We start from the raw sequence: 22,619 nt of genomic DNA, 5'->3' as shown, positions 1-22,619 counted from the left end.
GGTGACAGCGGCTGGACCGGCCCGGCGGGTGCCGAGCCGGTCCAGCCGAGGTCAGATCAGGCGCACGCCGCCGGGGTGGGCGGGTTGAGCTCGGCGTTGGGGGTGTAGCCGGTGCCGTCGGTGTTCGACGTCACGGCCTCCTCCCACGCACCCTCGTCGATCATCTTGGTGATGGCCGCGTTGATGTCCTCGCAGGTGTCGGAGTCCTTCGGGATGCCGACGCCGTAGTTCTCCTCGGAGAACGGGTTGCCGACGACCTTGAACTTGCCCGAGTTGGCGGACGTGGCGGCGAGGCCGGCGAGGATGATGTCGTCGGTGGTGACGGCGTCGACCTGGCCGGACTCGAGGACCGTCACGCAGTCGGCGTAGCCGGGCTGCTCGAGCAGCTGGACCTCGGAGGCCAGCGTGTCCTTGACCTTCTGGGCCGAGGTGGAGCCGGTGACGGAGCAGAGGTTCTTGCCGTTGAGGTCCTCGGGACCCGTGATGTCCTCGTTGTCGGCGGTGACGAGCAGGTCCTGACCGGCCACGAAGTACGGTCCGGCGAAGCTCACGACCTCCTTGCGGGCGTCCGTGATCGAGTACGTCGCGAAGATCATGTCGACCTGGCCGGTCTGGAGCATGTTCTCGCGCTGGGCCGACGGGGCCGAGACCCACGTGATGGCGTCCTCGGCGTAGCCGAGCTCGCACGCGACGTACTTGGCGACGTCGACGTCGAAGCCGCTGTAGTCGGAGCCGTCCTGGAAGCCGAGACCCGGCTGGTCGAACTTGATGCCGATGTTGATCGAGCCCTCGCCGCCGGAGCACTCGGCCGCGGCCTCGGTCTCGCCGCCGTCGCTGGTGCTGCTCTCCGCGGAGGTCTCCTCGGCGTCGGTGCCGCCGGCGTCGGTGGTACAGGCCGCGAGGGTCATCGCGGCGACAGCCGCCAGGGCGGCGATCGTCACTCGGGTGTTGCGCATGGATCTGCTCCTTCGTGTGCGAACCGGGGACGAGCCCCCGAACGGTTCCCTGGGTACCTCGACCCAGGAAGGGTGCGACGGCGTCCCGGACGGGACGCCGTCGGGATCAGTGGGTCAGGATCTTGCCCAGGAAGTCCCGGGCCCGCTCCGACTGCGGGTTGGTGAAGAACGACTCGGGGTCGGCCTGCTCGACGATCTGGCCGTCGGCCATGAACACCACGCGGTCGGCCGCCTTGCGGGCGAAGCCCATCTCGTGGGTCACGACGATCATCGTCATCCCCTCCTTGGCGAGCGAGACCATGACGTCGAGCACCTCGTTGACCATCTCGGGGTCGAGGGCCGAGGTGGGCTCGTCGAAGAGCATCACCTTGGGGCGCATGGCCAGGGCGCGGGCGATCGCCACGCGCTGCTGCTGGCCACCGGAGAGCTGCGCGGGCATCTTCTCGGCCTGCGTGGCCACGCCGACGCGCTCGAGCAGCTCCATCGCCTCGGCCGTGGCCTGCTTCTTGCTCAGCTTGCGGACCTTGATCGGGCCGAGCGTGACGTTCTCGAGGATCGACTTGTGGGCGAAGAGGTTGAACGACTGGAAGACCATCCCGACGTCGGAGCGCAGCCGCGCGAGTGCCTTGCCCTCCTGCGGGAGCGCCTTGCCGTCGAGCTCGATGACCCCGTCGTCGATCGTCTCGAGGCGGTTGATGGCCCGGCAGAGGGTCGACTTGCCGGAGCCGGACGGGCCGATCACGACGACGACCTCGCCCTTCGCGACGCTCAGGTCGATGTTCTGCAGCACGTGGAGCGGCCCGAAGTGCTTGTTGACCCTGGCGAGGTGCACGAGGGGACGACCGGCGTCAGCGGAGGTCAGGGGCGCGGTCACGGCGTCGTGCACGGGCTCGCCGGAGGGCGGTGTCGTGTTGGTCATCTGGGCAACCTAGCCGGGGGTTGTTACGTGGGACGACATTGGAGTGTCACATCTTGGCAACGTTTCCGGATCGGGATGCACGGGTGACGTTTCGGTGGTAGGCGCCTGCGGGCCTGCGCCCACGGCGTTCCGTAGACTGCTGCGGTGACGATCACCGCTCCCGCCGCCGCCCCCGACCTGGCCGGGAACGGCGCCGACCCCCGCAGCTACGTCATCCGCACCCTCGGGTGCCAGATGAACGTCCACGACTCGGAGCGGATGGCGGGTCTGCTGGAGTCCGCCGGTCTGGTCGCGGCCCACCCCGGGGGCTCGGGGACCGACGTCGCTGCCGACGCCGCCGTGGCCGACGTCGTCGTCATCAACACGTGCGCCGTCCGCGAGAACGCGGCCACCAAGCTCTACGGCAACCTCGGTCGCCTCGCCCAGGTCAAGCGCGAGCGCCCCGGGCTGCAGATCGCCGTCGGCGGCTGCCTGGCCCAGCAGGACCGCGACACGATCGTGGCGAAGGCGCCCTGGGTCGACGTCGTGTTCGGCACCCACAACATCGACGCCCTGCCCGTGCTGCTCGAGCGGGCCCGGCACAACGCCGAGGCGCAGGTCGAGATCCACGAGTCGCTCCAGGTCTTCCCCTCGACGCTGCCGACGAAGCGGGAGAGCGTCTACGCGGGCTGGGTCTCGATCTCGGTCGGCTGCAACAACACCTGCACGTTCTGCATCGTGCCCCACCTGCGCGGCAAGGAGCGCGACCGCCGCCCGGGCGACGTCCTCGCCGAGGTGAGGGCGGTCGTCGACGCCGGCGCCATCGAGGTGACGCTGCTGGGACAGAACGTGAACTCCTACGGCGTCTCGTTCGGGGAGCGTGACGCGTTCGCCCGCCTGCTCCGGGCCTGCGGCGAGATCGAGGGGCTGGAGCGCGTCCGCTTCACCAGCCCGCACCCGGCGGCGTTCACCGATGACGTCATCGCGGCGATGGCCGAGACGCCCAACGTCATGCCGAGCCTGCACATGCCGTTGCAGTCCGGCTCCGACCGCATCCTGCGGGCGATGCGCCGCTCCTACCGCAGCGAGCGCTTCCTCGGGATCATCGACCGGGTGCGCGCCGCGATCCCCGACGCCGCCATCACGACCGACCTCATCGTCGGGTTCCCGGGCGAGACCGAGGAGGACTTCGCGGAGACCCTGCGCGTCGTCGAGGCGTCCAGGTTCTCCTCCGCCTTCACCTTCCAGTACTCCAAGCGTCCCGGCACGCCGGCCGCCGACCTGCCCGACCAGATCCCGCACGACGTCGTCACCGAGCGCTACGGGCGGCTGGTCGAGCTGCAGGAGCGCATCGGGACGGCGGAGAACCTCGCCCTGGTGGGGACCGCCGTCGAGGTCCTCGTCTCGGAGCAGGACGGTCGCAAGGACGCCGCCTCCGGCCGGATCACCGGTCGCTCCCGCGACAACCGGCTCGTCCACGTCCGGCTGCCCGCCGACCTGGCCGAGGCCGACCACCCCCGCCCGGGGGACGTCGTCAGCACGCGTATCACCCACGCCGCACCGCACCACCTGATGGCGGACGGCGCCGACGTCGCGATCCGCCGCACGCGGTCAGGGCAGGCGTGGCAGGACCGGCGCGACGGCGGCGACTCGTGCGGCGTGCCGACGCCGGGCGGTGCGAGCGCGACCCCGGTCCCCGTCTCGCTGGGTCTGCCGACGCTCCGCGTCCGCTGACGGGCCGACCGCGCGTCCGACCGTTCGTCCCCGCTCAGCCCGGGGGACGGACGCGGCGAGCGACCGCAGCGCGTGCGCCGTCACGGTGAGCGCGACGTCGACGGCCTCCGCCACCTGGTCGGCGCTCAGTCCGACGGCGATCGAGGTCGCCGAGACGGCGACGACGGCGAGGCCCTCCTCGGTGTCCTCGATGTGCAGGGTCGGCAGGATGCGGTCCCGGTTCCAGTCGTTGACGAGCTGGGCGGCGCCACGCCGGGCGGGCGGCGGGAGCAGCCGGGCCCAGCGCGTCCTGACGACGAGGTCGGTGCCCTCGACCAGCACCTGGTAGGCGTGCCCCTCGACGTGACCCGCCACCCCCTGGGGCAGCTCCCTGACCAGCTCGCCCCGCTCGCTGACCACCTCCCGGAGCAGCTCGGGGGTGACGACGGAGACACGGTCGCGCCCGGCCCTCACGTCGCCTCCGGCTGGAGGACGGGATCGGGGTAGAGCCCGTCCAGCTCGTCGAACACGAGCGCCCCGCTCGCGAGCCCGACGGCGAGGTGGTGGTCGATCTGCGCGTCGCTCAGCCCCACCGTCACCGGCACGGAGATCTCCGTCAGCACGTGCACGCGGCCGTCGTCGTGGACCCTGACGTAGACCTTGGGGTGGTGGCGCCGGGCGTTCCAGGTGTTGGCGAACTCGAGGATCTCCCACAGCCGGTCGATCGAGGCCTGCCGCGACCACCGGCCGCGGACCTGCAGCACCTGGTCCCGCACGAGCGTGAACGAGAAGAAGCGGTAGGACCACAGGCCGCAGAGGTTGCCGCGCTCGTCGACGAGGTAGCGGTAGTCGCGGCGGCGGAGCGAGGCGGCCACGCGATCGCGCGTGACGGGGCGGACGCGCTCGGCGTCGGGGACCCCGTCCGCGACGGGGGCGGCCGTCGCGGGGCCGGTCGGGGTGGGGGCGTCCGCGACGCCGAACCCGTCGGGGCCTGGCCGGGGTCGGGGCCGGCCGGGGGCGGAGGGAAGGACGTCGTCGTCGCGGGCTGGCACCGCCGCGCCGCCCGCCAGGCGTCGCAGCCACGTCTGGATACGTCGGGCCACGGGCGACAGCATAAGCACGGCGCGCGGCGATAATCGTCGGGTGGAGACCCCCGTGCGCCTGCTGACCTGGAACGTTCTCGGCCTGCGCGAGGTGGCCAGGGTCGCCGCCGTGGTCAGGGCGGCGCGCGCCGACGTCGTCTGCCTGCAGGAGTGCCCGCGCTGGCCGGGCGGCCGTGCCGCACTCGCCCTCGTCGCCCGGTCCGTGGGCCTGCGCCTCGCCGCCGGGGGCGGGAGCCGCGGGGTCGCGGTGCTGGTCGCCCCGCACGTGGGGGTGGAGCGCTCACGCGTCAGCGCCATGCCGCGCCCCTTCACCGGGTGGTGGTGGGCCTACCCGCGAGCGAGCGCGCTCGCCCGGGTCCGCGTGGGCGGCTGGACGATCGACGTCGCCAGCGCGCACCTCGACGTCAGCGAGGAGGGCCGGCTCGCGCACGCCGAGCGGCTGCTGGCGGACCTCTCGCTCGACGGCCTGTCCGACGGCGACGCGACCCGCCTGCGCCTGGTCGCCGGCGATCTCAACGAGACGCCGGACGGACCGACCTGGCGCCTGCTGGCCTCGCACCTGCAGGACGCGGGCGCCGGCAGCGGCGGCCCGACCTACCCGGTGTCCGCGACCCGGCGGCCCACGAAACGGATCGACGCGGTCCTCGTGGACCCGCGCATCGCCGTCGTCGACGTCCGCACGGGCACGGACCGCCCGGGGCTGCCGTCCGACCACCTGCCCGTGCTGGTCACGCTCGTCCTGCCCGATCCGGCCGGCCGGTAGCGTCGAGGTCGTGCCCGAGGAGACCAGCCCCCCACGATCGCCGTCGTCGGCCCGACGGCGTCGGGCAAGAGCGCCCTCGCGATCGCGCTCGCGCAGCGCATCGGCGGCGAGATCGTCAACGCCGACGCCATGCAGCTCTACCGCGGCATGGACATCGGCACCGCCAAGACGCCCGGCGACGAGCGGCACGGGGTGCCGCACCACCTGTTCGACGTGCTCGACCCGACGCAGGACGCCTCGGTCGCCGCCTACCAGGAGTGGGCACGGGCCCTCATCGACGAGATCGGCGGCCGCGGCGCCGTCCCGATCCTCGTGGGCGGCTCGGGGCTCTACCTGCGCGCCACCCTGGACGCGCTCGACTTCCCCGAGACCGACCCCGAGGTCCGGGCCGCCCTCGAGGAGCGGGGACGCGTCGAGGGGCCGGGCATGCTGCACGCCGAGCTCGCGCGCCGCGACCCCGAGGCGGCCGAGCGGATCGGGACCCGCAACACGCGTCGACTCGTCCGGGCGCTGGAGGTCATCGCGATCACGGGGCGGCCGTACACGGCGAGCCTGCCGCAGTACACCTACCTCCGTCCGGCGGTGCAGGTCGCCCTGGACGTGCCGCGGGACGTGCTCGTCGAGCGCATCGCCGCCCGCGCGGCGCAGATGTTCGACGACGGCCTGGTCGCCGAGACCGAGCGCGTCGCCGCCCGGGGGCTGGGCGTCACCGCCGCGCGCGCGGTGGGTTACTCGCAGGCGCTCGCGGTGCTCGCCGGTGAGCTGACGACGGCGGAGGCGGTCGAGGCCACCGCGGTCGCCACCCGGCAGGTCGCCCGCCGCCAGGTCAGCTGGTTCCGTCGCGACCCGCGGATCACGTGGCTGGACGGGACCTCGACGCCGCAGGCGCAGCTGTCCGAGCTCCTCGCCCTGCTGGACCGCCCCGGGCACGACGCCGTTAGCCTGGACGGGTGACCTCCCTCGACACCTCGCCCCGCTGGCCCCGCCTGGTGAAGGGGCACGGCACCGGCAACGACTTCCTCCTGCTCGCCGACCCGACGGGGGAGCGGGAGCTGGCACCGGCCGACGTCGCCGCGCTCACCGACCGCCACCGGGGGATCGGTGCCGACGGCGTCATCCGCGCCGTCCGCACGAGCGTCGCCGCCGCGACGGAGCCGGCCGCGGCCGCCGCCGGGGCGGACGCCGAGTGGTTCATGGACTACCGCAACGCCGACGGGTCCGTCTCGGAGATGTGCGGCAACGGTCTGCGGGTCTTCGTCGCGTTCCTCGTGGACGAGGGCCTCGCCGTCCTTCCCGACGGCGGCCACCTCGACGTCGTCACCCGTGCCGGCACGCTCCGCGTCCACCGCACCGGGGTCGACCTGACGGCCGACATGGGGCGCTGGGGCGTCCCCGGGGGCGACGTCGCGCTGGCCGCCGGCAGCGACGTTCTCGTCACCGTCGCCGGGGTGGCCGGCCAGCGGCCCGGGCTGTCGATCACCATGCCCAACCCGCACGTCGTCATCGCCGTGGCCGACGACGCCGAGCTCGCCGCCGCCGACCTGACCGGCGCTCCGCTGGTCGACCCGGTGCCCGCCGGGGGGACCAACGTCGAGATCGTCCGGGCCGAGGGCGAGGTCGTCCGCGAGGGACGCCGCTACGGCGTCCTGCGCATGCGCGTCCACGAGCGCGGTGTGGGCGAGACGCTCTCGTGCGGCACCGGTGCGTGCGCCGCGGCGCTCGCGGCCCAGGTCTGGGCCGGACCCGAGGCGCCGTCGGACTGGATCGTGCACGTGCCCGGGGGGACGCTCGTGGTGGCCCTCGGGCCGGACCGCGCGGTCTCGCTCAGCGGCCCCGCGGTGCTCGTGGGTGACGTCCAGCCGCGCTGAGGCCGGTCAGGCCCGGGTGACCCGCAGGATCCGGAACCCGCCGGCGCTGGTGACCCGCTCGACCGGCAGGCCGAGCTCGGCCGTGATCCAGCGCGCGAGCGAGTCGGCGCCGAGGTTCTTGGAGACGACGAGGTGCGCCACGCCGTCGGGCGCCAGGCGCGGCAGCCACCGCACGAGCATGGCGTGGACGGCCGGCTTGCCGATCCGGATCGGGGGGTTGGACCAGATCGCGGCGAACGTCACGTCGTCGGGCACCTCGTCCGGCTCGACGGCGGTGACGTTCGTCGCGCCGTCGGCCTCGGCGTTGCGCCGGGTGAGGTCCAGCGCGCGCTCGTTGACGTCGACCGCCCACACGCGGGCCTGCGGCGCGGCGTGCGCCAGCGTCAGCGCGATCGGTCCCCAGCCGCAGCCGAGGTCCAGGAGATCGCCCGTCGCCGGCGGCGGCGGCACCTTCTCGAGCAGCAGCCGGGTGGCGTGGTCGAGGTGGTCGCCCGAGAAGACACCGGGCGCCGTCGTCACCCGCACGTCACGTCCGGCCAGACGCACGTCGATCGTGCGCAGCTGGGCGGGGGAGGCGGGGGAGGCGGTGAAGTAGTGCTCGCCGTGACTCACGCCTGACAGGATAGTCGTGGCCGAGAGCTGTCCCCAGGGCGCGGGCGCGCCCCCGGCCTCCGCCCTGAGCGCAAAAGCCTTCGCCCGCGAAGGCGCGCGTGGGACGATGTCTCACCTATGACGACCCATGACGACCACACCACCGAGCACCACCCGACGGCGAGCGACGAGGCGAGCCGGATCGTGGAGCGCATCCTCGCCCGTGCGGGCACGGCGGTCATGTCCGACGACGGCGGCCCCTCCGACAGCGACGGCGAGCAGCTCGACCTCGCCGAGCGCGCCGCGCTGCGCCGCGTCGCCGGCCTGTCCACCGAGCTCCAGGACGTCACCGAGGTCGAGTACCGGCAGCTGCGCCTCGAGCGCGTCGTGCTCGTCGGCCTCTACTCCGGTGACGCCGAGTCCGCCGAGATCTCGCTGCGGGAGCTCTCGGCGCTCGCCGAGACCGCCGGTTCCGAGGTGCTGGACGGCCTGCTGCAGAAGCGGCGGACGCCGGACCCCGGCACCTACCTCGGGTCGGGCAAGGCGGCCCAGCTCGCCGAGATCGTCGCCGCGAGCGGCGCCGACACCGTCGTCATCGACGGCGACCTCGCCCCGTCCCAGCGCCGGTCGCTCGAGGACGTGGTCAAGGTCAAGGTCGTCGACCGGACGGCGCTGATCCTCGACATCTTCGCGCAGCACGCCAAGTCGCGGGAGGGCAAGGCCCAGGTCGAGCTCGCGCAGCTCGAGTACCTGCTGCCGCGCCTGCGCGGCTGGGGCGAGTCGATGTCGCGCCAGGCCGGTGGCCAGGTCGGCGGCGCCGGCGCGGGCATGGGCTCTCGCGGACCCGGTGAGACGAAGATCGAGCTCGACCGCCGCCGCATCCGCAACCGGATGTCGAAGCTGCGCCGCGAGATCGCCGCGATGGCGCCCGCCCGGGTCACCAAGCGCGCCGTCCGCAACGCCTCGACCGTGCCCGCCGTGGCGATCGCCGGCTACACCAACGCCGGCAAGTCCTCGCTGCTGAACCGCCTCACCGGCGCCGGCGTGCTGGTGGAGAACGCGCTGTTCGCGACGCTCGACCCGACGGTCCGCCGGGCCGAGACGCCCGACGGCCGCGCCTACACGATCGCCGACACGGTCGGCTTCGTCCGGGCCCTTCCGCACCAGCTCGTCGAGGCGTTCCGCTCCACGCTCGAGGAGGTCGGCGAGGCCGATCTGCTGCTGCACGTGGTCGACGCCTCCCACCCCGACCCCGAGGGACAGATCGCCGCCGTCCGCGAGGTCCTCGCGGACATCGACGGTGTCGACGAGCTCGTCGAGGTCCTCGTGCTGAACAAGGCCGACATCGCCCAGCCCGAGACCCTCGCGCGGCTGCACGCGGCGACCGAGCACACCGTGGCCGTCTCCGCCCGCACGGGCGAGGGGATCGAGGAGCTGCGCGAGCTCGTGGCGCAGCTGCTGCCGCGTCCGCAGGAGACCATCGACGTCGTCGTGCCGTACACGCGCGGCGACCTGGTCAGCCAGGCGCACACCACGGGCGAGGTCGTGGGCGAGGAGCACCTCGAGCAGGGCACCCGCCTCCGCGCCCGGGTGGACTCCGGCCTCGCGGCAGCGCTGCGCGACGCCGCCGTCGGCTGACGTGGCGGACCTGGGGGTCGACGCCGCGCTGGACCTGGTCGTCGCCGACCGCGGCGGCCAGCGCCGCGAGGGGCAGCACGAGATGGCGCGCGCCGTCGCCGAGGCGCTGGAGGGCGACACGCCGCTCCTGGTCGAGGCCGGGACCGGCACTGGCAAGTCCTTCGCCTACCTCGTGCCGGCGGTGCTCCGCGCCGTCCACCACGGCGAGCGCGTCGTCGTCTCGACGGCGACGCTGGCCCTGCAGCGGCAGATCCTCACCAAGGACCTGCCCGCCGTCGCCGGCGCGCTCGAGGGCGCGCTCCCACGCCGCGCCGAGGTCGCCCTGCTCAAGGGCTGGCACAACTACGCCTGCAAGCACAAGGTCTCGGGCGGCTACCCCGACGAGGCACCCACCCTGTTCGAGGTCGAGGCCCCGGCCGAGCACCCGGGCGCCGACGCCGACGAGGGACTCGGCGCGCAGGTCGTGCGGGTGCGGGAGTGGGTCGGCACCACCGAGACCGGTGACCGCGACGAGCTGGTCCCCGGCGTCAGCGACCGCGCCTGGCGCCAGGTGTCCGTCACCAAGATGGACTGCATCGGCCAGCGCTGCCCGATGCTCGCCGAGTGCTTCCCCGAGCGCGCCAAGAACGCGGCGCGCGAGGCCGATGTCGTCGTGACGAACCACGCGATGCTCGGGATCGCCGCGTCCGGCTCGCCCGGCGTGCTGCCCGAGCACGACGCGCTCGTCGTCGACGAGGCGCACGAGCTCACCAGCCGGTCGCGCTCGGCGGCCACCGCCGAGCTGAGCGGCCCCAGCGTCGAGCGGATGTCCCGGATGGTGCGCCGGCACGCCGGGGTGCTCGTGCCGGAGCTGGAGGAGTGCGGCGCCCGCCTCGCCGCCGCGATCATCGCCGTGCCCGCCGGTCGGCTCCCGGACGGGCTGACGCCCGCGCTGCAGGAGGTCGTGACGCTCCTGGCCGCCGCGTGCCGCGAGGCGCTGAGCCTGACCAAGCCGTCGGGCGGCGGCGCCAAGGACGGGGGCGACGGCGGGCTGCAGATGGCCCGGTCGGCCCTCACCCTCGGGGTCGAGATCGCCGACCGGCTCCTGTCCGACAACGTCGCCCAGCGCCGGGACGTGCTGTGGTGCGACGAGCGCAGCGACGGCTCGAAGCGGCTGTTCGTCGCGCCGCTCGAGGTCGCGGGCCTCGTCGCCGAGAACCTATTCACCGACCACTCCGTCGTCCTGACGTCCGCCACGCTGCGGATCGGCGGTCAGTTCACCCCGGCCGCCCACGACGTCGGGCTGCACGACGCCTCGGCCTACCGCGAGCTGGAGGTGCCGGCGCCGTTCGACTACGCGCGGCAGGCCATCAGGTACGTCGCCTCCTCGTTGCCCGCCCCGGCCGCCGGGGGCGGCGGACCCGAGGCCCTGGCCGAGATCGTGGCGCTGCTCGAGGCTTCGCGGGGTGGCTGCCTCGGTCTGTTCTCCTCGCGACGAGCCGCCGAGCGTGCCGCCGAGCACGTCCGTGAGACCACCGACCTGCCGGTGATGTGCCAGGGCGAGGACTCGATCGGGGAGCTGGTGCGTGCCTTCCGCGAGGACCCCGAGGCCAGCCTGTTCGGGACGCTGTCGCTGTGGCAGGGCGTCGACGTCGCCGGTCTGACCAACCGCCTCGTGATCATCGACCGCATCCCGTTCCCGCGGCCGGACGACCCGGTCGTGCAGGCCCGGTCGGAGGTGGCCGCGAAGCGCGGCGCGAACGCGTTCCTGGCGGTGTCGGCCGCGCACGCCGCGCTGCTGCTCGCGCAGGGCGCCGGACGGCTGATCCGGTCGACGAGCGACCGCGGCGTCGTCGCGATCCTCGACTCCCGCATCAGCACGGCCCGCTACGGGTCGTTCCTGCTCCGCTCGCTGCCCCCGATGTGGCCCACGACGAACGGCGAGATCGCGCGGTCCGCGCTGCGACGCCTCGCCGAGGAGGCGACCCAGGTCCCGGCGGCCGCGGACGCCTAGGCTGGGAGCCATGAGCGCACCCACCGTCCCGCCGCCCTACACGGGCCGTCCCGTCTCCACGGTCGCCATCGTCGGCGCCGGTTCCGTCGGGGCGACGCTCGCCTACGCCGCGCTCGTGCGCGGCGCCGCGCGCCGCGTCGTCCTGTACGACATCAACAAGGCGAAGGTGACGGCGGAGGCCGCCGACATCGGGCACGGCATCGAGTTCATCTCGCAGGCCACGATCGAGGGCAGCGACGACATCGAGATCTGCCGCGACGCCGACCTCGTGGTGTTCACGGCGGGGGCCAAGCAGGACCCTGGTCAGCCGCGGATGGAGCTCGCCGCGAAGACCGTCGGACTGGTGAAGAAGGTGCTGCCGACGCTCGTGGACATCGCCCCGAACGCGATCCACATGATGGTCACCAACCCCGTCGACGTCGTGACCTACGCCGCCCAGAAGATCACCGGGCTGCCGTCCAGCCAGGTGTTCGGTTCGGGCACGGTGCTGGACTCCTCGCGGCTGCGGTTCGAGATCTCCAAGGAGTGCGGCGTCGCGGTGCAGAACGTCCACGCCTACGTCCTCGGTGAGCACGGCGACAGCGAGGTGCCGGTCTGGAGCTCGGCGAGCATCGGCGGCGTCCCGCTGCTGGACTGGCGCGGACCTGGCGGCTCGCCGCTGTTCACGGAGGAGGTGCGGAGTCGTATCGGGCACGACGTCGTGCACGCGGCCTACAAGATCATCGAGGGTAAGGGCGCCACGAACTACGCGGTCGGCCTCGCCGTCACCCGCATCATCGAGGCCGTGCTCCGCAACGAGCACCGCGTGCTGCCCGTCTCCACCCGCGTCGACGACGAGTTCCTCGGGATCTCCGACGTGTGCCTGTCCATGCCGACGATCGTCGACGCCCGCGGCGCCCGGGAGCGCCTGGGGGTCCCGATGAGCCAGCACGAGCTGACGCTGCTGCGCGAGAGCGCGACCCACATCCGCGACGCGGCCCGCTCGCTGGGCTTCTAGCCGGCGGCCCGTCCCCGATCGGCGACGGCGAGCCCAGGACGACGACGGCGCCCCCACCCTCGCGGGTGGGGGCGCCGTCGTCGTGGGGAGGGTGGATCAGATCCGGCGCAGGACCGTGACGACGCGGCCGAGGATCTCGGCGCTGCGCCCGTCGATGGGGGAGAAGGCGGGGTTGGCCGGCAGCAGCCACAGCGCGTCGGGCGTGCGCTTGAACGTCTTGACCGTGGCCTCGCCGTCGATCATCGCGGCGACGATCTCGCCGTTCTCGGCGACGTTCTGGCGGCGGACGACGACCCAGTCGCCGTCGCAGATGGCGGCGTCGATCATCGACTCGCCGACGACTTGGAGCAGGAACAGGTCACCGTCGCCGACGAGGCGGCGCGGCAGCGGGAAGACGTCCTCGACGGCCTGCTCGGCGAGGATCGGGCCGCCGGCCGCGATCCGGCCGACGAGCGGGACGTAGCTGGTGTCGGCGTCGCTCGGCTCCGGGAGCATGACGACGGCGCGGCCCGCCACGTCGTCCCGGCCGCGGTCGGGACCGGGGTCGGGCGTGCTGGCGGCGAGAGCGGCCGCGTCGCTGCGCGGCGTCAGCCCCGGCGCCGCCGAGATCACGGGGGGCTCGGAGACGACCTCCATGGCGCGCGGGCGGTTCGGATCGCGGCGGAGGTAGCCCTTGTCCTCCAGCTGCTGCAGCTGGTGCTTGACGCTGGAGGGCGAGGTCAGTCCGACGGACACGCCGATCTCCCGCATGCTCGGCGGGTAGCCGCGCTCGGCGACCGACGTCCTGATCACCTCCAGCACCGCTCGCTGCCGCACGGTCAGCACTCGGGGGTCCCGCGTCGCCATCTCTGTCTCCCTCGTCGATTCCTGGTCTGCGCCTGCTGTGGTGCCGCCCGACCACTCGTTCCGTCCCGGCCGACGAGGTCGGGCTGACCGGTGGTCGCCCCGGCCCCCGGCGTCGATGTCAGTGGTCGGTGGTGTGCTGCTCGTAGGACAAGCGTACGACTACCGACCGCTCCAGGTGCGACACGTGTTCGAACCGGAGTGTCGACAATCCCGACGCCATGTCCTACTGTATCGAACAGACGTACGACGAACAAAGGTTCGAAGGGAGAAAATCATGAGCACGATCGCGACTTTCCCGGGGCGTGTCGCCCCTGTCCGCACGGGTGTCTCCGCGGCGCGTTCCGCCGCCGATCGCCAGATTCGCCCGGGCGCGGCCCCCACCTCCTCGCGGATGCGCCTGACGCGCCGCGGCCGGGTCGTGCTCGTCGGCCTCGGCCTGGCCGTCGCGGCGGTCGCCGGCTCGGTGGCCGGGCAGGCCGTCGCGGGGGCACCGGCCGTCGAGCAGGCCACCACGACGCTCGTCGTGGCACCGGGGGAGACCCTGTGGACGATCGCCGAGGGCATCACCGCTCCGGGCGAGGACGTCCGCGACGTCGTGGCCGTGATCGCCGAGCTCAACGAGATGGACAGCTTCTCGCTGATGGCCGGCGAGGAGCTTCTGCTGCCCGTCTCCTGACCGGGGACGCCCCGCTCGCCGAACCGGCTGCGGCCGGCGCCGTGGAACAATGGGTCGCCCTCGTCACCCGGCCGGGTGGCACCCGCCACGGTTCGGAGAAGACGTGCACTGCCCGTACTGCCGCAACACCGACTCGCGGGTCGTGGACTCGCGCACGAGTGACGACGGCTCCCAGATCCGACGGCGTCGACTGTGCCCGGCGTGCGGCCGCCGATTCTCCACCGTGGAGACCACGAGCCTCTCGGTCGTCAAGCGCTCCGGGGTGGTCGAGCCGTTCAGCCGCGACAAGGTGGTCGCGGGTGTGCGCAAGGCGTGCCAGGGCCGACCGGTGACCGACGACAGCCTGGCGCTGCTCGCCCAGCGCGTCGAGGAGAGCGTCCGAGCCAGCGGCGCCGCCGAGATCGACGCGCACGACGTCGGGCTGGCGATCCTCGGTCCGCTCCGCGAGCTCGACGAGGTCGCCTACCTGCGCTTCGCCTCCGTCTACCAGGACTTCGCCTCGCTCATCGACTTCGAGTCGGCCATCGCGGCGCTCCGAGCGGACCACGAGGCCCGTCGGACGGCGGCGGGCGGTGCCGCGACCGCCGACGACCCCGACGCCTCCGACTCCTCCGACGTCTCGGGCGCCGGGGCGGACCCGTCGTCGGCCGCGGACGACGGAGCGGCCCGACCGGAGGCCTGACGTCGCATTTCCCTGGCGTCCCCGACTCGGGCGCGCCATGCTGGACGAGACGGGACCGAGCTGGTGCCCGTGGACGAAGGGAGCACGTCATGACCGCGCAGAACGACGAGACGCCGACGCAGAAGGACACCGGGACGTCGGACGCCGAGACCACGGCCGGCGCCCCGACCGACGACGTCAAGGAGCGCTTCCGGGCCGCCCTCGAGGCCAAGCGTGCGGGGCAGCAGACCCGCGGCGGGGGCGCGCAGGACAGGGACCAGCTCGCGGGTCACGCCAAGGACGGCGCCCACGGTCACAAGGTCTTCCGCCGCAAGTCGGGCTGAGCCCGGTCCGAGCGTCGACCCGTCGGCGACGGCCTGCGGGCGAGGGCCTGCGGGCGACGACCTGTACGCGACGATCCCGGGGGCGTCAGCCCAGCTGGCGCACCCGGATCGTCGTCGGCAGGGCCTCGAGCTCGGCGATCACGGCACCGGTGACACCGCCGACGACGTCGGTCACCGCGTAGCCGAACTGGCCCCACGTGCCGAGCACCTGGTACTCGACGTTCGCCCCGCTGTCCGCGAGCGAGTCGTTCAGCTGGGCCATCACGCCCGGGACGTTGCGGTGCAGCAGCACGATCCGCTGCGAGCCGGGCTTGGGCGGGTCGAGCACGAGGCCCGGGATGTTGACGGAGAGGTTGGTCGCCCCCGTGATCGAGTAGTCGCGCAGCTTGGTCGCCACGAACTGTCCGATGTCGTGCTGAGCCTCCTCCGTGGAGCCGCCGATGTGCGGCGTGAGGATGACGTTCGGCAGACCGCGGAGCTCGCTGCTGAAGTCGTCACCCTTGGACTTGGGCTCGTGCGGGAAGACGTCGACGGCCGCGCCGGCGAGGGTGCCGTCGAGGATCCGTTCGCGCAGGGCGGCGTAGTCCACGAGGAAGCCGCGCGAGAGGTTGAGGAAGATCGCTCCGTCACGCATCGAGGCGAACTGGGCGGCGCCGAACATCCCGGCGTTCCCGGGGCGGCCGTCCACGTGCAGCGTGACGATGTCGGACTCGGCCAGGAGGGCGTCGAGCGAGGGCAGCCGTCGGGCGTTGCCGAGCGCGAGCTTCTCCGCCGTGTCGTAGAACACGACGCGCATGCCCAGCGCCTCGGCCACCACGGACAGCTGGGTCCCGATGTTGCCGTAGCCCACGATGCCGAGCGTGCGACCACGCACCTCGTGCGCGCCGTCGGCGGACTTGTTCCAGACGCCCTTGTGGAGCGAGGAGTTCTGCACCGTGAGGCGGCGCGTGAGCGCGATGATCTCGCCCACCGCGAGCTCGACGACGGAGCGCGTGTTGGAGAACGGTGCGTTGAAGACGGCGACGCCGGCGTCCGCCGCGGCCGTCAGGTCGATCTGGTTGGTCCCGATGCAGAAGGCTCCGACGGCGTCGAGGGAGGACTCCGCGAGGACCGCGGCGGTCACCTGGGTCTTGGACCGGATGCCGAGGACGGACACCCCCTCGAGCGCGGCGGCGAGCTCGGACTCGTCGAGCGCGCCCTTGGCGGTCGTCACGTCGTAGCCGGCGTCCTCCAGGAGCGACACGGCGAGCGGGTGGATGTTCTCGAGAAGCAGGGCGCGAGGCACGTGCCCATTGTCACCCCGCCGCGCCGGGCGCCCAAATCAGGAGCCGGGCAGTCCCACGGGCTGGTTGCCCACGAGCGTGAGGCTCCTGGTGGGACGGGTCATCGCGACGTACGCGTCACCCCGAGCCATGCTGCCGACGTCGAGCGCCACCACGGCGTCGAACTCCAGTCCCTTGGCCGCGACCGGGTCGAGCACGACCACCGGGGCGGTGAGGTCGACGGTCCCGGTGACACCGAGGCGCTCCCGCAGCCCGGCCAGCTGTGCGCGCGGGGCGATGACCGCCGTCGTGCCGCCGAGCTCCCGCGAGCGCGCCACCTCGTCCTCGACCGTCCCCTCGGAGATACGGAGCGCTCCGTCCAGGTCGCGCGCCGAGACGACGGGCGAGGCGGTGAGCTCCACGCCGTCGCGTTCGGCCGCGGCGCGCAGGACCGCGGTCGCCGCGTCCATCACGCTCGCGGGCGTGCGGTAGTTGATCGTCAGCTCGGCCTGGCGCCAGCTCCCGCGGACGACGGCGTCGAACACGTCCGACCACCGGTCGGCGCCCGCGCCGGAGGACGTCTGACCGGTGTCGCCGACGACCGTGAAGGACCGGCTGGGGCAGCGGCGGAGCAGCACGCGCCACGCCATCGCGGACAGCTCCTGCGCCTCGTCGACCACGATGTGGCCGTACGTCCACGAGCGGTCGGACGCGGCGCGCTCGGCAGTGGTGAGCACGGGCCCCGTGTCGGCGAACCGGGCGGCCAGGGTCTCGGCCGAGACCATCCCGCCGCCGGCGCCGGAGGCCTGCATGGAGTCGCGGGCGTAGGCGATCTCGGCACGCTGCTGCGCCTCCGCCTCGGCCTCGGCGCGGGCCCGCTCGGGGTCGATGCGTTCGCCGATCAGCTCGGCGGCCTCGTCGATCAGCGGAACGTCCGCCTCGGTCCAGGGCGCCCCGCGGTCGCGCTGCAGCAGCGCCCGGTCGGCCCGGGACATCGACGGCGCGGCCTCGAGGAGACGGTGGGGCTTGGACCACAGGTCACGCACGAGGCCCTCGGGCGTCAGCGGCATCCAGGCGAGGTTGAGGTGGACGCGGACGTCCCGCTCGGACCGGATGTCCTCCGTGATGCCGGCGAGGTCCTCGCCCGAGACGTCGCTGCCGAGCTGGGCGGCGTACTGGCGGGCCAGCGTGCTGAGCATGGTGCGCACGAAGACGGTGCGGGCACCGTTGTGCGGCTGGTGCGCGCGGCGCGCCCGCGACCGGGCGGCGGCCACGTCGTCGGGCCGGATCTCGAGCTCGTGGGAGCCGACGCGCACGGTGATCGTCTCGGCGGGCACCCGCTGCCGGGCGGCCACGGCACGGGAGATCACGCCGGCCATCGCGGCGCGGCCCTTGACCCGCGCGACGGCGGGGTCCTCCGGCGCCGACGCGACGACGTCGGGCAGCAGGCTGGCCATCGTCGTCGAGACGACGCCGGTCTCGCCGAGCGCGGGCAGGACGCGCTCGATGTAGGTGAGGAAGGCGTCGGACGGGCCGACCATCAGCACGCCCGAGCGCGCCAGCCGCTCGCGGTGCGCGTAGAGGAGGTAGGCGGCACGGTGCAGGGCGACGGCCGTCTTTCCGGTGCCGGGTCCGCCCTGGACGACCAGGACGCCCTCGACGTCGGAGCGGATGATCTCGTCCTGCTCGGACTGGATCGTCGCGACGATGTCGTGCATGCGGCCGGTGCGGTGGGCGCCGAGGGCCGCGAGCAGCGCACCCTCGCCGGCCAGGCCGGCGCGCGTGTCGTCGTCGAGCTGGTCGACGTCGAGGACGTCGTCCTCGATCCCCGTCACGACGCGACCGCGGGTGGCGACGTGACGACGGCGCACGACGCCGCCGGGGCGGGCGGCCGTGGCCTGGTAGAACGGTCGCGCCGCGGGCGCGCGCCAGTCGGTGAGCACGGGGGTGTGGTCGGCGTCCGACAGGCCGATGCGGCCGACGTACCGCGAGGACAGCTTCTCGTCGTCGTCCTCGCGCAGGTCGATCCGCCCGAACAGCAGGCGCTGCTCGACGGCGTCGTAGGTGGCCAGGCGGTCGGCGTACAGCGTCGAGAACGAGTCGCGCTCGGACCGGGCCTGGTGGCTCCCGCCCACGCTGGTCGCGCGGACCTGCTGGAGCTGGGCGGACGCCTGCTCGCGCAGCGCGTCCAGACGCGCGTACACGTCGTCCACGACGAGCTGTTCCTGCTGCAGCTGGGCGGCGACGACATCCGTCTCGCCCTGGTCCCCGGGACCGTCCACGTAGCCTCCTCGTGCCACCCACGCCTCGACCGGCCGTCCAGTATCGCCCATCGCGCTCAGGTCCGCCGCCACAGGGTCCCCGGGAATGCGCCTCGGCGACCGCGCGTTGGCCCAGACAGCACAGGTCGCGAGAACGCGTCGCGGAGAGGAATGAGCATGGAACCCAGCAGCATGTACCGGTGGGACCTGGACGAGGTCGAGCACGGTGTGCGGCCCGGTGGAGACGGGACTCCCGTCGCACCCGAGCGCGACGACGCCACCGCGGCGCCCGGGGCGACGTCCCCGGAGATCGCTCCCGGCCCGGACCCGCGCCCGACGGCGGCGACCGACGACCGCGCCGTCGCCGACGTGGTGTTCGGGGCCGAGCACGTCTCGCGTCCGCGCCACGTGCCGACGACGCTCGACGGCGCGCGTGCCAGCGTGCTCGTCCACGCGATGCGCGGCGGCATGGACGCCGGCAGCGCCGGCTCCCTCGTCGCCTCGCACCTGCTCGCCAGCCACCCCACGACGCGCGTGGCGACCTTCGACATCGACGAGCTGATGGACTACCGCTCGCGCCGTCCCACGATGACCTTCTCCTCCCCGCGCTACACGGACTACGACGACCCGGTCCTCGCGCTCGACCACGTCGCGACGCCGCAGGGCGGCGTCCTCCTCCTGCACGGGCCCGAGCCCGACCTCCGCTGGGAGGCGTTCTCGCGCGCCGTCCGGGAGATCGTCGAGCGGCTCGGCGTCAGCACGACCGTCGGCGTCCACGGCGTCCCGATGGGAGTGCCGCACACGCGGCCGATCGGCGTCACGGCCCACGCCAGCCGCGAGGAGCTCGTCGACCCGCAGCCCGACATCTTCGGGACCGTGCAGATCCCGGGCAGCGCGAGCGCCCTGGTGGAGTACCGGCTCGGGCAGTGGGGCCACGACGCGATGGGCTTCGCCGTCCACGTGCCGCACTACCTCGCCCAGGCCCAGTACCCCGCGGCGGCGAGCGAGCTCGTCCGCAGCATCTCGCGGGTGACGGGGGAGGAGCTGGACACCTCCGCGCTGGACGAGGCGGCCGCCGTCGTCGCCGTCGAGGTGGACCGCCAGATCGCCGACTCGCCCGACGTCGCCGCCCTCGTCGAGGCCCTCGAGAACCAGTACGACGCCTTCCAGGAGGCAGCCGGTCGCAGCCTGCTCGCCTCGACCGAGGTCCCCTCGGCCGACGAGCTCGGCGCCCAGTTCGAGGCCTTCCTCGCGGAGCAGGCAGACAGCGACCGCGAGGACGACGGCGGGGGCTCCGCCGGACGGTGAGACCGCTGCGGCGAGTGGCGTGCGCCACTCGCGGTCTGTCAGAATAAGAGACGTTGCACACAGCTTCTCTCACTGTCGGACGTTCTTCGAGCACGGCGTTGGGGATCGATGCAGCACGACGGCTGCGGCACAGGGTCGCGGCCACCAGTCCCCGGAAGGACACAGATGGCACAGGGAACCGTCAAGTGGTTCAACGCTGAGAAGGGCTACGGGTTCATCGCCCAGGACGGCGGCGGTGCCGACGTCTTCGTCCACTACTCGGCCATCGAGAGCGACGGCTACCGTTCGCTCGAGGAGGCGCAGCGCGTCGAGTTCGAGATCACCCAGGGCCCCAAGGGTCCGCAGGCCGAGAACGTCCACGCGATCTGACACGCAGGTCCACGCGACCTCGCCGTACGGCCCGTCCCTCCCCGGGGGGCGGGCCGTACCGCTGCCCGGAGCCGCGTCAGGCGACGGGCTCGCCCACGGCGGCACCGTCCGCCGTCGCACCGTCCGCCGTCGCACCGTCCGCCGTCGCCCCGTCCAGCGGCGGCCCGTCCCGCAGCGGTGCCGGGGCGACGACGGGCTCGCCGTCGCGCAGGGGAGCCGCGGTCCCGGCGAAGGTGTCGAGTTCCTTGCCCACGACCAGGCGCACCGGCGCGGGCAGAGCCAGCAGCCGGCGGGTCAGCCTCGCCTCGTCCAGGGGCTGCTGCGAGGCCACCACGACGAGGTTGCCGAAGCGGCGCCCCTTGAGGATCGGGGGTTCGACGGCGAGCGCGACGTGGGCGAACACCTCGCGCGCCGTCGCGACCTCCCGACGGGCGACGGGCAGGGGCGGGGTGTCGACCAGGTTGCCCAGGTAGAGGCCGTCGGGGGCGAGGTGCGCCTCGACGTGCGCGAGGAACTCCACGGTCGTGAGGTGCTCGGGGACGCGGGCCCCGGCGAACGCGTCCCGCACGACGACGTCCCACGAGCCGGCCATCGCCTCGAGGCTCTCCCTCGCCTCCCCGACCCGGATCCGCAGCGCGGGGGAGCGGGGCAGGTCGAACCACTCGCGCGCGAAGCGGGCCAGGGCCCCGTCCAGCTCGACGACGAGCTGGCGCGCCTGCGGCTGCAGGGCGTGGATGGTGCGGGCGAAGGCGCAGGCCGCGCCGCCCAGGTGGAGGATGCGCGGCGCCGGGTCGGCGAGCACGTCCTCCATCGCCAGCAGCATCTGCTGCATGTACTCGAACTCGAGGTGGCGGGGGTCGTCGAGGTCCACGTAGGAGGACTCGACCCCGTTGACGTAGACCATCACGCCGCCGGGGCGGTCGGGATCGCCCTCGAGCTCGACCGTTCCGGTGTCGATGGACCGCTGCCCCTCGGGCAGGTGGGCGGGGAGCTGACGGCGACGAGCCACCCCGGAATCCTAGCCGTCTTGACGCGAGTCGAACCTGTGTTCGACACTGACGGGTGTGGCCACGGGAACGGACGACTCCGCGAGTCCGATCCTCCACGTCGACATGGACGCGTTCTTCGCCTCCGTCGAGCTGTCCGACCACCCCGGCCTGCGCGGCCGCCCCCTGATCGTCGGCGGCGAGGAGCGCAGCGTCGTGCTGGCCGCCACCTACGAGGCGCGGCAGTTCGGGATCCGCTCCGGCATGCCGATGGCGATCGCCCGGGCGCGGTGCCCGTCCGCCGTGATCCTCCCGCCCCGTCAGGACGTCTACCGCCGCGTCTCTCGCCGGGTGATGGCGATCCTGGCGGACGTCACCCCGGTGATGCAGCAGATCTCCGTCGACGAGGCCTTCCTGGACGTCTCCGGGGCGCGACGGCGGCTGGGGACGCCGCTCGAGATCGGCGCGATGATCCGGGAGCGGATCCGGGACGAGCTCGGCCTGGCGGCCTCGGTGGGGGTGGCGCCCACGATGTTCGTCGCCAAGATCGCCTCCACCCGGGCCAAGCCCGACGGCATGCTGCTCGTGCCGGCCGACTCCGCCGTGGAGTTCCTGCACCGCCTCGACGTCGAGGCGCTGTGGGGCGTGGGGGAGAGCACCCGGGCGAAGCTCGCCGAGACCGGCATCCGGACGGTCGCCGACCTCGCCCACACCCCGCTCGCCACGCTGCGCGCGCGACTCGGCGTCGCGTCGGCCCAGCGACTGCACGACCTGTCCTGGGGGCGTGACCCGCGGGTCGTGACGCCGGTCCAGACCGAGCGCTCCGTCTCCGCGGAGCACACCTTCGCCGTCGACACGACGGACCAGGCCGTGCTCACCCGCACGATGCTCGGCCAGGCCCACACCTGCGGGCGCCGGCTGCGGGAGGCCGGTCTGCTGGCGCGGGGCGTGGCGATCAAGGTGCGGATGTCCGACTTCACGACGCTGACCCGCTCCCGGCGGCTCGACGCCCCGACGGACCTCGCGCGGGAGATCTACCGCGCGGCCGTCACGCTCCTCGCCGGGGTGCCGATCCCGGCGAGCGGGGTCCGGCTGGTCGGGGTGAGGGCGGACGACCTCGTGGTCTCTGCCGGAACCCCCGTCCAGTCGCTCCTGGGCCAGGACGACGCCCCGCAGCGCGCCCTCGAGGCGGTGCTGGACGACGTCGGACGCCGTTTCCCGACGTCGGCCGCTGTCGCCGCCAGCCTGCTGGAGGCCCCGGAACCCGCACCGGGCGACGAGCCCGGGCGCTGAGCCGGTCTGATCCACGAGCCGCGGAGGCTCCCGAGAAACGCTCGACTACCACCACCGCCCCGGGACGCCTATCCTGGTGTGTACACGGTTGTG

General features: G+C 73.5%; 21 protein-coding genes and 1 pseudogene. 13 read left to right on the top strand and 9 right to left on the bottom strand.

Going from position 1 to position 22,619, the window contains the following annotated elements:
* Positions 1 to 56 precede the first annotated feature (56 nt).
* The gene (locus C8046_RS04560) at positions 57 to 956 is read right to left on the bottom strand and encodes a glutamate ABC transporter substrate-binding protein (RefSeq protein WP_109228436.1); all 900 of its coding nucleotides are present in this window, start codon (positions 954 to 956) and stop codon (positions 57 to 59) included.
* Between the two features lie 106 nt (positions 957 to 1,062).
* Positions 1,063 to 1,875 carry an amino acid ABC transporter ATP-binding protein gene (locus C8046_RS04555; RefSeq protein ID WP_109228435.1) on the bottom strand — a complete coding sequence of 271 codons (813 nt, stop codon included), beginning with the start codon at positions 1,873 to 1,875 and terminating at the stop codon, positions 1,063 to 1,065.
* A gap of 144 nt (positions 1,876 to 2,019) precedes the next feature.
* Here C8046_RS04555 and miaB point away from each other — a divergent pair, with 144 nt between their 5' ends.
* Positions 2,020 to 3,588, top strand: a complete 1,569-nt coding sequence (gene miaB / locus C8046_RS04550; RefSeq protein WP_109228434.1) for a tRNA (N6-isopentenyl adenosine(37)-C2)-methylthiotransferase MiaB — start codon at positions 2,020 to 2,022, stop codon at positions 3,586 to 3,588.
* 87 nt (positions 3,589 to 3,675) lie between these two features.
* On the opposite strand, the pseudogene C8046_RS19140 reads toward miaB, so the two are convergent.
* Both C8046_RS19140 and C8046_RS04540 read right to left on the bottom strand, forming a co-directional pair.
* Positions 3,676 to 4,041, bottom strand: a pseudogene (locus C8046_RS19140) (YbjN domain-containing protein); the annotation flags it as partial.
* Positions 4,038 to 4,670 (bottom strand): YbjN domain-containing protein, encoded by a 633-nt coding sequence (locus tag C8046_RS04540; RefSeq protein ID WP_158277128.1) that lies wholly within the window; start codon positions 4,668 to 4,670, stop codon positions 4,038 to 4,040. The pseudogene C8046_RS19140 and the gene C8046_RS04540, both read right to left, overlap by 4 nt.
* A 40-nt stretch (positions 4,671 to 4,710) precedes the next feature.
* Between C8046_RS04540 and C8046_RS04535 the strand changes: the two genes are divergently transcribed.
* Genes C8046_RS04535 through dapF form a run of 3 tightly spaced genes read left to right on the top strand, consistent with a single transcriptional unit; the run spans position 4,711 to position 7,301 of the window.
* The gene (locus tag C8046_RS04535; RefSeq protein WP_158277127.1) at positions 4,711 to 5,433 is read left to right on the top strand and encodes an endonuclease/exonuclease/phosphatase family protein; all 723 of its coding nucleotides are present in this window, start codon (positions 4,711 to 4,713) and stop codon (positions 5,431 to 5,433) included.
* A gap of 36 nt (positions 5,434 to 5,469) precedes the next feature.
* Positions 5,470 to 6,387, top strand: coding sequence for a tRNA (adenosine(37)-N6)-dimethylallyltransferase MiaA (gene miaA, locus C8046_RS04530; RefSeq protein ID WP_109228430.1), 918 nt, complete (start codon positions 5,470 to 5,472; stop codon positions 6,385 to 6,387).
* Positions 6,384 to 7,301 (top strand): diaminopimelate epimerase, encoded by a 918-nt coding sequence (gene dapF, locus C8046_RS04525; protein ID WP_109228429.1) that lies wholly within the window; start codon positions 6,384 to 6,386, stop codon positions 7,299 to 7,301. Before miaA ends, dapF begins: the two co-directional genes overlap by 4 nt.
* A gap of 6 nt (positions 7,302 to 7,307) precedes the next feature.
* Here dapF and C8046_RS04520 read toward each other — a convergent pair whose 3' ends face one another.
* A complete protein-coding gene (locus tag C8046_RS04520; protein ID WP_109228428.1) occupies positions 7,308 to 7,913 on the bottom strand; it encodes a class I SAM-dependent methyltransferase in 606 nt (201 codons plus the stop codon).
* 117 nt (positions 7,914 to 8,030) lie between these two features.
* Here C8046_RS04520 and hflX point away from each other — a divergent pair, with 117 nt between their 5' ends.
* The 3 genes from hflX to C8046_RS04505 are packed head-to-tail and all read left to right on the top strand — an operon-like array spanning position 8,031 to position 12,520.
* On the top strand, positions 8,031 to 9,530 hold the full coding sequence (gene hflX / locus C8046_RS04515; RefSeq protein WP_109228427.1) for a GTPase HflX: 1,500 nt from the start codon (positions 8,031 to 8,033) through the stop codon (positions 9,528 to 9,530).
* 1 nt (position 9,531) lies between these two features.
* The gene (locus C8046_RS04510; protein WP_235866106.1) at positions 9,532 to 11,523 is read left to right on the top strand and encodes an ATP-dependent DNA helicase; all 1,992 of its coding nucleotides are present in this window, start codon (positions 9,532 to 9,534) and stop codon (positions 11,521 to 11,523) included.
* A 10-nt stretch (positions 11,524 to 11,533) separates the two neighbouring features.
* Positions 11,534 to 12,520, top strand: a complete 987-nt coding sequence (locus tag C8046_RS04505; RefSeq protein ID WP_109228426.1) for an L-lactate dehydrogenase — start codon at positions 11,534 to 11,536, stop codon at positions 12,518 to 12,520.
* 96 nt (positions 12,521 to 12,616) lie between these two features.
* Here C8046_RS04505 and lexA read toward each other — a convergent pair whose 3' ends face one another.
* The gene (gene lexA / locus C8046_RS04500; protein WP_109228425.1) at positions 12,617 to 13,366 is read right to left on the bottom strand and encodes a transcriptional repressor LexA; all 750 of its coding nucleotides are present in this window, start codon (positions 13,364 to 13,366) and stop codon (positions 12,617 to 12,619) included.
* A 274-nt stretch (positions 13,367 to 13,640) separates the two neighbouring features.
* Here lexA and C8046_RS04495 point away from each other — a divergent pair, with 274 nt between their 5' ends.
* From C8046_RS04495 to C8046_RS04485, 3 genes are all read left to right on the top strand, one after another.
* Entirely contained in the window at positions 13,641 to 14,042 is a 402-nt protein-coding gene (locus C8046_RS04495) for a LysM peptidoglycan-binding domain-containing protein (RefSeq protein WP_109228424.1), read from the top strand.
* Between the two features lie 103 nt (positions 14,043 to 14,145).
* Positions 14,146 to 14,724: a transcriptional regulator NrdR gene (nrdR, locus tag C8046_RS04490; protein WP_109228423.1), complete on the top strand. Its 579-nt coding sequence runs from the start codon at positions 14,146 to 14,148 to the stop codon at positions 14,722 to 14,724.
* 89 nt (positions 14,725 to 14,813) lie between these two features.
* Positions 14,814 to 15,047 carry a DUF5302 domain-containing protein gene (locus C8046_RS04485; protein WP_109228422.1) on the top strand — a complete coding sequence of 78 codons (234 nt, stop codon included), beginning with the start codon at positions 14,814 to 14,816 and terminating at the stop codon, positions 15,045 to 15,047.
* A gap of 85 nt (positions 15,048 to 15,132) precedes the next feature.
* On the opposite strand, the gene serA is transcribed toward C8046_RS04485, so the two are convergent.
* Positions 15,133 to 16,332: a phosphoglycerate dehydrogenase gene (serA, locus tag C8046_RS04480; protein WP_109228421.1), complete on the bottom strand. Its 1,200-nt coding sequence runs from the start codon at positions 16,330 to 16,332 to the stop codon at positions 15,133 to 15,135.
* Between the two features lie 36 nt (positions 16,333 to 16,368).
* Complete coding sequence (locus C8046_RS04475; protein ID WP_235866104.1) at positions 16,369 to 18,591, bottom strand: HelD family protein; 2,223 nt, start codon at positions 18,589 to 18,591, stop codon at positions 16,369 to 16,371.
* A gap of 156 nt (positions 18,592 to 18,747) precedes the next feature.
* On the opposite strand from C8046_RS04475, the gene C8046_RS04470 reads away from it, so the two are divergent.
* Together C8046_RS04470 and C8046_RS04465 are read left to right on the top strand one after the other, a co-directional pair.
* Positions 18,748 to 19,878, top strand: a complete 1,131-nt coding sequence (locus C8046_RS04470; protein WP_235866103.1) for a proteasome assembly chaperone family protein — start codon at positions 18,748 to 18,750, stop codon at positions 19,876 to 19,878.
* 165 nt (positions 19,879 to 20,043) lie between these two features.
* Positions 20,044 to 20,247, top strand: coding sequence for a cold-shock protein (locus tag C8046_RS04465; RefSeq protein ID WP_109228419.1), 204 nt, complete (start codon positions 20,044 to 20,046; stop codon positions 20,245 to 20,247).
* Positions 20,248 to 20,323: 76 nt separating this feature from the next.
* Here the strand turns inward: C8046_RS04465 and C8046_RS04460 are convergent, their stop codons facing one another.
* Complete coding sequence (locus tag C8046_RS04460) at positions 20,324 to 21,256, bottom strand: spermidine synthase (RefSeq protein ID WP_235866101.1); 933 nt, start codon at positions 21,254 to 21,256, stop codon at positions 20,324 to 20,326.
* Positions 21,257 to 21,311: 55 nt separating this feature from the next.
* Here C8046_RS04460 and dinB point away from each other — a divergent pair, with 55 nt between their 5' ends.
* A complete protein-coding gene (dinB, locus tag C8046_RS04455) occupies positions 21,312 to 22,526 on the top strand; it encodes a DNA polymerase IV (protein ID WP_235866100.1) in 1,215 nt (404 codons plus the stop codon).
* The last annotated feature ends 93 nt before the right edge of the window (positions 22,527 to 22,619 follow it).

Origin of the sequence: Serinibacter arcticus (assembly GCF_003121705.1) — a bacterium.
In the GTDB taxonomy this organism is placed as follows: domain Bacteria; phylum Actinomycetota; class Actinomycetes; order Actinomycetales; family Beutenbergiaceae; genus Litorihabitans.
This window is presented reverse-complemented; position numbering and strand designations above follow the sequence as displayed.